Source organism: Wolbachia endosymbiont of Muscidifurax uniraptor (genome assembly GCF_054149795.1).
In genome coordinates this window covers 1194865-1205456 of record NZ_CP083727.1, presented here as the reverse complement: position 1 = coordinate 1205456, position 10592 = coordinate 1194865, and the positions used below count along the sequence as shown (strand labels likewise).

The 10592-nt window shown below is 35.5% G+C and carries 9 protein-coding genes and 2 pseudogenes; 2 read left to right on the top strand and 9 right to left on the bottom strand.

Annotation, left to right across the window (positions count from 1 at the left end; genetic code table 11):
• Positions 1–26: 26 nt before the first annotated feature.
• The 4 genes from LA754_RS06260 to LA754_RS06245 form a co-directional block, all read right to left on the bottom strand.
• Positions 27–401, bottom strand: coding sequence for a hypothetical protein (locus tag LA754_RS06260; RefSeq protein WP_006279398.1), 375 nt, complete (start codon positions 399–401; stop codon positions 27–29).
• A 94-nt stretch (positions 402–495) separates the two neighbouring features.
• On the bottom strand, positions 496–1896 hold the full coding sequence (locus tag LA754_RS06255) for a hypothetical protein (protein ID WP_457923636.1): 1401 nt from the start codon (positions 1894–1896) through the stop codon (positions 496–498).
• Positions 1897–2019: 123 nt separating this feature from the next.
• Entirely contained in the window at positions 2020–3048 is a 1029-nt protein-coding gene (locus tag LA754_RS06250; protein ID WP_006279352.1) for an NAD(P)H-dependent flavin oxidoreductase, read from the bottom strand.
• 5 nt (positions 3049–3053) lie between these two features.
• Positions 3054–3575, bottom strand: a complete 522-nt coding sequence (locus LA754_RS06245; protein WP_077188404.1) for a cytochrome b — start codon at positions 3573–3575, stop codon at positions 3054–3056.
• 639 nt (positions 3576–4214) lie between these two features.
• Between LA754_RS06245 and LA754_RS06240 the strand changes: the two genes are divergently transcribed.
• Positions 4215–5226, top strand: a protein-coding gene (locus LA754_RS06240; RefSeq protein WP_410530061.1) for an IS630 family transposase whose coding sequence is annotated in 2 segments (ribosomal slippage) — positions 4215–4694 and positions 4696–5226 — 1011 coding nt in all. Because the reading frame shifts where the segments join, the coding sequence is not laid out codon by codon here.
• Positions 5227–5475: 249 nt separating this feature from the next.
• Here LA754_RS06240 and tsaD read toward each other — a convergent pair.
• A complete protein-coding gene (tsaD, locus tag LA754_RS06235; RefSeq protein ID WP_077188403.1) occupies positions 5476–6483 on the bottom strand; it encodes a tRNA (adenosine(37)-N6)-threonylcarbamoyltransferase complex transferase subunit TsaD in 1008 nt (335 codons plus the stop codon).
• 125 nt (positions 6484–6608) lie between these two features.
• Between tsaD and LA754_RS06230 the strand changes: the two genes are divergently transcribed.
• The gene (locus tag LA754_RS06230; protein WP_077188402.1) at positions 6609–6830 is read left to right on the top strand and encodes a hypothetical protein; all 222 of its coding nucleotides are present in this window, start codon (positions 6609–6611) and stop codon (positions 6828–6830) included.
• A gap of 55 nt (positions 6831–6885) precedes the next feature.
• Here the strand turns inward: LA754_RS06230 and LA754_RS06225 are convergent.
• From LA754_RS06225 to ppa, 4 genes and pseudogenes are all read right to left on the bottom strand, one after another.
• Positions 6886–7116 (bottom strand): annotated as a pseudogene (locus tag LA754_RS06225) (IS5 family transposase); the annotation flags it as partial.
• Positions 7117–7163: 47 nt separating this feature from the next.
• Complete coding sequence (gene purH, locus LA754_RS06220; RefSeq protein WP_077188401.1) at positions 7164–8675, bottom strand: bifunctional phosphoribosylaminoimidazolecarboxamide formyltransferase/IMP cyclohydrolase; 1512 nt, start codon at positions 8673–8675, stop codon at positions 7164–7166.
• Positions 8676–8865: 190 nt separating this feature from the next.
• Positions 8866–9814: pseudogene (locus LA754_RS06215) on the bottom strand (IS5 family transposase).
• A gap of 242 nt (positions 9815–10056) precedes the next feature.
• Positions 10057–10572, bottom strand: a complete 516-nt coding sequence (gene ppa / locus LA754_RS06210; RefSeq protein WP_077188435.1) for an inorganic diphosphatase — start codon at positions 10570–10572, stop codon at positions 10057–10059.
• Positions 10573–10592: the final 20 nt, after the last annotated feature.

Genomic DNA, 10592 nt, shown 5'->3' with positions numbered 1-10592 from the left:
TAATTAAAAAAGATAAAAATACTATCTTAATTTTTATCTTTTTTTTCGCTATCGGATTGTAATTTTATATCTTTCGCAAAGTTAAATTTTTCTTTTAAGTAGTCTGTTGCCTTTTCTGTACTACCGAACACCAGGACCAGTACACCAAACATTATCATAAAAAAGATTAGACCTCTGAACACTACTGCAAGTATCACTGCAGCTATACACAACCCTATGATTGTTGAAGGACTCATATTTTCTACAGTATCTTTAACTGAAAATGAAGAAATAAAATTTTTTACCGTTTCTTGTATACCCTTTAATTCATCACTCGCCGAACTTGCTTCGCTAGAATATGATGCAAAAATGAAACTTAATAAGGCTATAAAAACCAAAACTTTATTCAATTGAATGCGCATCAACTAAACACCTTTTAAACATTCCTCAAATATAACAACTTTTATATCAATAGGCAAGAACTGAATTCACTTATCCACTACAAGTAACACATATTTAATTTTTACCGCTGCGAACATGCTGTAAGCTCTTATCATCAACAAGAGGACTCACATTAATGGATGTTAATTTACTTGATAGGAAGTTTGAATGCAATTCAGCTACTGCTGCTATAGCAAGCACTGCAACCATAGCAAGTAGTCCTGCTCCTATCAATCCTGATGTCATTGCTCCTGCAACAATGCACCCTATTGTGGAGAGAGCACAACCTGCTACAAATGCAACGTGAAGATTTCTGTTATTGGGTTGTTTTTCAAGTGGAGTATCTTCACCCTTTTTCTTATTCAAAGGAAATTTCTGCACGATTGTAATGGCGTTTTTTCTGTCCCTTTTTTCTTCGGGTTGCATTGAATCTTTTGCCTGGCTGCCTGTCATCTGAGTAGTTTGACTATTTGTATCCATACTTTCTTTTTCTCTGGATCCCAGTGTCACGCACTGGGATGACACCTGTGGTGACTCTTTCTCAACTTGATCTTCAATCTTTTTATTATATTTAGAAGGAAATCTTCGTCCACTTGGCCCTTTGGACCTTGTTTTAGTTAGTTGTGCTAATTTTGTCTTTCCTTCATCCTCTGGTTGTAAGCCATTATCTCCTTCAACAGAGCTCAATGTTGAGTTTAAACTTTCCTCAGATGAAGTGCTTGCTATTGATGTTAAACTGTTTTTTCTACTATTTATTGGTGATATCGAGTTTTTTTCACTCAGTCCAGGTGAGTCTATTCCACTATCTGAGTCATTGCCACTACTGAGTTTAGAAGTTTGCTTCTCCTCTATTTCTTTCACAACCTTGCTATATTTTTCAAACACTTCCTCTGTAACATCTGAATTACTAAGTATTTTATTATCACCACTTTTTTTCTCAGCTACATTCAAGGGTGTTTCTTGTGTGTTGTTTTGCTCTTCAATATGTTTTAGCTGCATTTGATCTTCAATATTTTCTTCAACAGCATTTGGTATTGAGCTTACACTGCTGCTCCTGTTAGTAATATCCAAAATTGTTTGTACTATTGCTGCCTTTTTTTTTGAGTCTAGTTTTTTTGACTCTGTTATTTCTGCTTTCAACGCTGGAAGAAAGTGTTGGATATAATTATTATAATGTTCTCTTTTTTTCCCCACTGATTTTTCTAACTCAGCTAATGCTTCAGGACTAGTTCCTTGCTTGGATGACTCTAAGTGTTTTGCAATAGCCTGCTCATTTTGTCGTTCTCTCAGTATTTTTTCCAATTCAGCCAATGTTTTAGGACTAGCTACCTGCTTGAACAACCTTTTGCATTCTTTGGAAGTCTCATCTTGATTTTCTTGATAATTTTCTGCTGTTACCTTTTTGTATATAGTGTTGCTCAATTGTTGGTTAATATCTCCTTCCTTACTCTTAGGTTTTTTAAAGGGACTGTGCATAACATTCCTCCATACATAATAAAATGTATAGATACCTCTTTAGCGTTAATTTTACATTAAAACTGGGCAATTATGCCATATTATAAATAATTGCGGCAACTTGCTTATTGGAAGGTCGCTTAACTATTTGCTTTCTGGGCTTTCTACTTCTACAGATTTGCTATTAATATGATTCTTTGCTTGTTGAACTAACATATCCACTACTTCTTTTACAGGCTTTTCCCTATCAACCATGCCAACACTTTGGCCGGCCATTAAAGATCCTGTTTCAACATCTCCTTCAATCACTGCCCTTCTTAAAGCTCCAGCCCAGAACTTTTCTATTTCAAGCTGCCCATCTTCTTTTGAGATCTGTCCCTTTTGGTATTCATCAATAACTTCTTTTTGACGCTTCATGAAGTCATCGCTTGCTTTGTTGGCTATAGCTCTTACAGGAATTACAGGAAAATCAGCACTTATCTGTACAGAAGGTATTGCATTACGTGCGGCCGATTTAATAAACACTTCCTTAAAATTTTTGTGGGCAAGTGACTCATTAGTGCAGACAAATAATGTACCTATTTGACAGCCACTTGCTCCCATTTCCAGGTAATTAACTATCATTTCACCTCTTCCTATTCCACCTGCAACAAACACCGGTATTTGTTCATTTTTAAAATGAGGCAATATCTCTTGTGCAAGAACAGAAGTGCTAACTGGACCTATATGCCCACCTGCTTCCATTCCTTCTATTATCAATGCATCTACTCCCATTTTTACTAACCTTTTCGCAAGGCTTAATGCTGGTGCAAAGCACATAACTTTAATGCCTGCACCCTTGATTTTTTCTATATTAGGCTTTGTTGGCAGTCCACCGGCAAGCACTATATGGCTCACTTTCGTTTCAATACACACATCTATCAACTCACTCAACTTTGGGTGCATAGTAATTAGGTTTACACCAAATGGCTTGTTAGTTAATTTTTGTGTCTCTATGATTTCTTTTTCCAGTAAGTCTGGGAACATTGCACCACATGCAATCACACCAAAACCACCAGCGTTTGAGATTGCTGAAACCAAGTTTCTCTCTGAAACCCAGCTCATAGCACCACCCATTATCGCAAACTCACTGCCAAGAAAATCTGTTCCTTTTTTCCAGAGGCTACTTAACATATAACCTATATCATGCGTTTAAAAATGTTTTGCTTATCTATAAATGTGTGCTTTAAGGCGCCAAGTATATGTAAGATTATAAAGAGTACCATAAAATATGCAAGCATCGAATGTAGCTCGTTAGCCGTGTTAGCTAGATCTTTGTTTTGATTAATCAACAAAGGGATATGGAAAAAATATTTGATCTGTTTGCCAGAAGCAGAAGACATGACATAGCCAGATAGTGGCATTAGCACCATTAAAGAATATAAACCAAAGTGCACTGCTTTACTTGTATTGATTACAAACCGAGAAAAATTTGCTGGAAGTGGTGGAACATAAGTAAAGACGCGAAAAAATATGCGTACTATGATTAATCCAAGAATAGTGATACCGCAAGCCTTATGAATAGCGTATATGTTGAACTTAATTTCATTGCTAAGTGGTAAGCTTTTCATATAAAGTCCAGAGCAAAGCATACCGATAATAAAAACAGCCATCAACCAATGGATAACTCTTAAACCTAGGCTATATTTATCGTCTTCCATTTTGATTACCCTAAAGTAGCATTTATATAATAGAAAAACTATTTTTCAATCAAAATTATTAAAGCAATTTAGATTTACCGACAATGTAGCTATACAAATTCGACCCAGCCGAGAGTCAAGTAGCAGGCACTGGCATCTAAGTCATAGAAACGGATCAAATGCAAAACTTACTTGACACCCTTCGCCAGCCCCCTTATCATGAAACTGAAGCTATTTATTTATCTTCTCTGTACAGATTAAATGACAAAAAAACTCACGTATCTGGCGTCCCATGTTTAATTTTTTGCACTATGTGCACCTTATGTCTTTATAAAATTTCTAGGTTTTTACCTAATATAAGCTGAAATGCGCTTATAAAGCATTTAAAACATCAAAAAACGCCGATTTAAAAAATGGATAGTGAATAACTAGCTACCCTAGGGTTTCTTTTGCCTTTTTTTCTGTTTAGTAAATTTCTTAATGTTTATAATTTAGATTAGTTGCGGCTTAAAAGCAACTAAATCGCGGTTATTAAGCGTTTAGAATAAAAAAACGCCATACTTGAAAGTATAATGTAATACCAATTCCCATTACAGGGCAAACAGATGGACAATGATGGAAGAAAAGCCATACTGAAGTAAGTAAAATAGCGAGGTTTAAATGGCATTAAGATCAAAATTATTGGATGAAAAAGTAGTAGAATCAGCAAAAGAAATGCTGAAGAAAGTAAGGAATAATGCATATGTTTCAAAAAAACTAAATGCTGTAATTGCAGCAAAAAAGTACAGTATAACGGCTGTAGCAAAAATATATTGCATTTCAAGAAGCGCACTAACTTCGTGGGTAAAACTCTTGAAAATTGGCAGAGAAGAAAAACTGTTTGCTCCTTCACAACGTCGTAGAAAAACTAAATTAAATCAGGCTCAACTACAGCAAATTGAAGAGTGGATAGAAGAAAATCCTAATATCACCATTAAAGAAATGAGAATAAGAATCCAGGAAAAGTTCGGATTAAATATCAGCAAATCTACAGTACACCGCCATATGCAAAAGATGAAATTCTCATATATTACACCAAGACCAGTTCATAATGGACAAGATAAAAGCAAACAAGAGGAATTCAAAAAAAAATCTCAATTGAGCTATTAGCAAGTATCCAGAAAAAGAGCTATTTTTCTTTGATGAATCACGGTTTGGCACACATTCAAAAGTTGGACATGGGTGGTTTAAAAAGGGGATTAGAACACAGGTTAAAACAAAATTAGGTAGGCAAAATTTCTATCTCTATAGTGCAGTTAATCCTAGAAATGGAGAGAGTTCTAGCTTATTTGCACCAAATGTCAACACTGATTGCATGAACATATTTCTTGAGCAAATTTCGCAATATCTAGAAACACGAGAGGCTTTTCTCGTTATGGACTGTGCTAGTTGGCATAGGTCAAAAAATTTAAAGGTACCTAAAAATATCGACATTATATACCTACCTCCATACTCACCTGAGCTAAATCCTGTTGAGAGGCTTTGGTTATATATAAAACAGAACATTTTGCGCAATAAAATATACGATACAATTGCTCTACTTGAGGGTGCTTTGTGCAAATTTATTACTTCTCTTGCCAGCTCCACAATTAAACAACTCTGCAATGTTTCCTATTTGACTGGACAACAATGAGAATTGGTATTAGTTAGACTTCGTGGTAAATATGTTGCCGTCCACTTCCGCCTAACAAGTATAATGCGGCTTGACAAATTTATTGTCATCTCAGACCGCGGAGAGAACCATATGCTACTTTTAACTTATGTAAAATTACCAAGGATTATGGAGAAGATATGCTGTTTTGATTTGTGTGAAAATTATTGTTGACTTATGTGCAATTAGAGAACCTAAGTCACTTTAGCTATAATTCAGAATTGAGAGCTTTTAATAACTCTCTAACTCCCACTTAGGTCTTGGTGCAAAATTGAGAGAATCTATATAGCTTTTCTGTAACATTTCAATTCCTGCCCATCCAACCATTATTGCATTATCTGTACATAGGTTGTTGGGAGGAAAAAATATGTTTAAGTTTATGTGTTGTTTTAATTTTTCTCTCAAGAAATTATTTGCTGCAACTCCACCGGTAATCACAAAGTCATTGATTTTGATATTTAAAGATTCGGCCATAATAATCGCATTACTAACCCTGTCCAGCAGTATGTTACTAATACACTCTTGAAACGAAGCACATACATCACACACATCTTGCTCGCTCATTTTAAGTTCTTGCACTAAGTTTTTTACTGCTGTTTTAATTCCAGAAAACGAAAAGTTACATCCAGAACGTTTTATCATTGCCCTTGGCAATTTAAATCTTGCACCATTGCCTTTTTTAGCTAACTTTTCAATTAATGGCCCTCCGGGATAGCTTAAACCCAGCATCTTAGCAACTTTATCAAATGCTTCTCCTAGTGAATCATCGAGCGTTTCTCCAAGTTTAATGTATTTACCTACATCCTGTGCAATTAAAAATTGACAGTGACCACCTGATATTAGTAGGACTAAAAATGGAAATTTTACCTCATGCAGTAACCTAATAACCAATGCATGCGCTTCTAAGTGATTCACTGCAATGAACGGTTTTTGTGCCACATGTGCAATTGCTTTAGCCATCATTGTACCAACTATTAATCCACCTATGAGTCCTGGTCCTGATGTTGCTGCAATTGCATTGAGGTCACAAAAGTTAAGGTTAGATTTTTTTACAGCGCTTTTTATCAGGCCACTTAAATGTTCCATATGAGCACGTGAAGCTATCTCAGGAATCACCCCACCGCGTTTTTTGTGTTCTACTTGAGAAAGAATCTTGTGAGCAAGGACTTGCTTGTCACTATTTACAATCGCTACTGCAGTTTCGTCGCAGCTTGTTTCAACAGCTAAAATGGTTTTCATGTATATTCGAGCACTTTATTATCAAAACTATATCTTGAAACGCTGTAGAAGTTAACTGCAAAGTTAACTTCTACAGCTAAAAGATTTACCGACAACCGTCATCCCGCTGCTTGTTAGCTGATGAGATGCCGCGAATGAATCCACAACTGTACGAACATTATGATTTGAGAGCAATTTCCACTAGGAAGGTGTCATTCCAGTGCCTCTATGATGTTATCCCAGTGCTTGACACTGGGATCCAGCTTTTTCATAATCATCAAAATGTTGTATTTTTACATAAAATGGCTATTTTTATGCTTACCAACTTAATAAAATTCCTGGATCCCAGTGTCTGGGCACTGGGATGACACCCCACTGGCTTTGTTGCATCGCTCTTCGGATAGTAGGTAACGTACAATAAATTCATGAAGCTATCTCAAACTTAGCCATGCCTATTTCAGTAAATTTGTTAAGCAAATAACACTTGAGTAGCAGTTCCTTCTCACGATTAATTTCAGATTTGCTCCTAAAACTAAACCCAAATATTCGCTTCAACCTTGAGAAAAATCCTTCAATATACGATCTTTTTCCGTAATTTACTTCTTCTTTCCATCTTTTTATACCATTCTCACCATGTAATTTCATTAACTGAATAGCGGGATCTAGAGATACCGCGGCGGTATGACGATAAGACACAAAGCCTAATGGAAAAAACTGCGAACGCCAGTGAAAAACATAGCAATTTTATTTTCATTTGCAGCTTTTATCACATCTTGATCTTTCAGCGAGCCGCCGGGCTGAATTATAGCTGTAATTCCATGTTTTGCACTTTCTACTATGCTATCTGGGAATGGAAAAAATGCATCTGAAGCAAGCACTGCACCTTTACATTTTTCACCTGCTTTTTTCACTGCAATGTTCACACTATCTATTCTGCTTGTTTGCCCTGCGCCGATGCCAATAGCACAACCATCTTTTGCTATAACTATTGCGTTGGATTTCACATGTTTACATATTTTCCAGGCAAAAATAAGATCTTCCTTTTCTTTTTCTGTTGTAGTGCACTTTGTTACTTGTTCTGCTTTTATTGTGTGGTCATTATTTTCTTGCACCAAAAACCCACCAATAACATTTTTAGTTTGGTATTTCACATTTTGTTGAAAAGATTTATGAATAATCACTCTTAAATTTTTCTTTCTTTGTAAAATTTTTAGTGCCTCATTGTTTACCGATGGTGCTATCACTACTTCCAAAAATATCTCGTTTAATTTTTCCGCTAGCTTTAAATCTATCTCCCGGTTTAAGGCAACTATACCACCAAAACTGCTTACTTCATCGCACGATAGAGCTTTTTCATATGCCTCCAAAGCATTATTACCAATAGCAGCGCCACATGGGTTATTATGCTTGATTATCACTGCTGCAGGCTCTTTAAACTCAGAAATTATGTTAAGTGCGGACTCTATATCTACTATATTATTATAACTCAACTCTTTTCCATGTAGTTTTTCCAACGGATATTCTGTAAATTGATTACTATAAAATGCAGCTTTTTGATGGGGATTTTCACCATACCTGAGTTCTTGTACTTTATGCCCGTATAGAGCAAAAAACTCTGGTAACTCATTATTTTTACTCTGGGATAAAAACCAACTGTGAATATTAGAATCGTAGTGTGCAGTGAGAGCAAATGCTTTGGTTGCTAAGTGTTTTCTATATTCCAATGTTGTTTCATTGTTATTTTTTATCATCTCAGCTTTTAGTGCTTCGTAGTCTTGAATGCTAGAAATAACTGAAGTAAAACGAAAGTTTTTTGCTGCAGCTCTAATTAATGCCACCCCGCCGATATCAATTTGTTCTATAATTTGCTCTTCATTTGAGCTGCTACTTACTGTCTCCCAAAATGGGTATAGGTTAGTTATAAGCAGGTCTATTGGCTCAATTTCTAGATCTTGCACTTCCTTTTTGTGCTTTTCTCGATCATAAAGTATTCCTCCATGAATTTTAGGGTGTAAAGTTTTTACTCTACCACCCAGTATCTCTGGAAATTGCGTATAATCTGATACTTCTTGCGTTTTTATTCCGGCATCAGATAGTGCTTTATAAGTATTGCCCGTTGAAAGAATTTCTATTTGTTGCTGCGTTAAAAACGATGCAAGATCAATTATATTCGTTTTATCGTATACTGATATTAAAGCTCTTTTTATTTTCATTTTTATATGGAAAGTTTTTTAAGATTATATCTAAGAAAAGAAAATTTGTCTATATATAGCTACTACGTCATACCGCCGCGGTATCCACAACTGTACGAACATTGTGATACAAGAGACCAAGAAAGATGTCACCCAGTCTGGGATGGCTTTGTTGCATCGCTCTTCGGATAGTAGGTAACGTACAATAAATTCATGAAGCTATCTCAAACTTAGCCATGCCTATTTCAGTAAATTTGTTAAGCAAATAACACTTGAGTAGCAGTTCCTTCTCACGATTAATTTCAGATTTGCTCCTAAAACTAAACCCAAATATTCGCTTCAACCTTGAGAAAAATCCTTCAATATACGATCTTTTTCCGTAATTTACTTCTTCTTTCCATCTTTTTATACCATTCTCACCATGTAATTTCATTAACTGAATAGCGGCATTTCTATCAAGCATATAATCCAATTTTGGATGCTCTGCTGCGTTGTTTTTCGGAGGAATTTTCGTTTTTATACCATATTGATTACACAGCTTATAGAGCTTTTCTCTGTCATATGCCCTATCTGCATATAGTACTTTTATGACATACTGAAAATCGACTTCTTTTAGCAAATCACAAGCTCCATAGTGATCAGAGTAGACACCGTTACTGTATTTTACAGCTATGGCTTTTTTGCTGTTTGTATTCAACATTACATGCAATTTTCTTGTCTGTTCATAGCTGCGATACTTTCTATCTTCGCTATTTTCTTTGCTATGACCAGGAGTGTTGTTGTATATACTAATTCCTGTACTGTCTATAGCAATTTCGATATCTTCCATATTATTTTCTGCAATCATTGATCTTAATATTGAGTTTCTTAAACCTTCTTGATGATTGTGAATAGCTGATAACTTGCAAATTTTTCCCAATTTGCTCAAGGTATCCTGCTATAAACCCAACTGTTTGCCTCAGGCCTATTCTAAATAAACAAGTTATTATGTGCACCAAAATTACAACTTTATCGCTATAAATATTGTTGCCACCTGGTATTTTTGGACCATTCTCGTACCACTTTTCTATGGCTTCGTTGGTATAATGAAAAATATTTCCTCTTTTTTCTAGAAATTTGTTATATTCGCTATGGTTACTGACCCTCATTTTTTGTGGCATATTTTTTCTTTCAAGGTTAAATGGCTATTTTATAATGAATTTTGTCAGTAGCCACCAGATTTTTCAGTTGCTATGCAACAAAGCCATCCCAGTGTCAAGCACTGGGATGACATCGTTTACTATGTGCCATATTGCAATGTTCGTACAGTTGTGGGCGGCATCTCATCAGCTAACACGTAGCGGAATGACGAATTTGTTGTTTTTCAAATCGTAGAGCCACTTTAGCTATAAATCAACAAAAACTAATTTCCGCTTTTGATAGAGCTTGCAACAATTTGTTTTGCTTCTTCTACACCAACCCATTCTCCAACTGCTACTGTTTTTCCCTTTTCTAGATCTTTATAATGAGAAAAGAAATGAGTAATTTTATCTAGTAGATTTTTAGATAAATCAGAATAGTTCTTTATATTGTCATAATAGCTATCAACACTGGAAACAGGCACTGCTAATATTTTCTCATCTTCTCCTTTTTCATCTTTAGTGAGTAATGCGCCTATTGGACGTACCGATATTAAAACACTAGATGCTAAGGGAAATTGAGTTAGCACCAAAACATCCACAGGGTCACCATCACCTGCGCAGGTATTTGGTATAAATCCATAATTGCAAGGATAAGTCATTGAGGTAGATAAAAATCTGTCAACTTGTAACAACCCAAGCTCTTTATTAAATTCATACTTTACAGGCTCAGCATTTGCACTTATTTCAATTACCACATTCACCGCATTTGGTCCCGCTGTTATTTTACTTAAATCCATAAATTACCTCTTAACTTAAG

Excerpts from the sequence above, each read along its gene's own strand:
- LA754_RS06250 (WP_006279352.1), bottom strand. The coding sequence starts at position 3,048 with ATGTTAAGTAGCCTCTGGAAAAAAGGAACAGATTTTCTTGGCAGTGAG.
- LA754_RS06260 (WP_006279398.1), bottom strand. The coding sequence starts at position 401 with ATGCGCATTCAATTGAATAAAGTTTTGGTTTTTATAGCCTTATTAAGT.
- LA754_RS06245 (WP_077188404.1), bottom strand. The coding sequence starts at position 3,575 with ATGGAAGACGATAAATATAGCCTAGGTTTAAGAGTTATCCATTGGTTG.
- LA754_RS06255 (WP_457923636.1), bottom strand. The coding sequence starts at position 1,896 with ATGCACAGTCCCTTTAAAAAACCTAAGAGTAAGGAAGGAGATATTAAC.
- ppa (WP_077188435.1), bottom strand. The coding sequence starts at position 10,572 with ATGGATTTAAGTAAAATAACAGCGGGACCAAATGCGGTGAATGTGGTA.
- LA754_RS06230 (WP_077188402.1), top strand. The coding sequence starts at position 6,609 with ATGCCGCGAATGAATCCACAACTGTACGAACATTATGATTTGAGAGCA.
- purH (WP_077188401.1), bottom strand. The coding sequence starts at position 8,675 with ATGAAAATAAAAAGAGCTTTAATATCAGTATACGATAAAACGAATATA.
- tsaD (WP_077188403.1), bottom strand. The coding sequence starts at position 6,483 with ATGAAAACCATTTTAGCTGTTGAAACAAGCTGCGACGAAACTGCAGTA.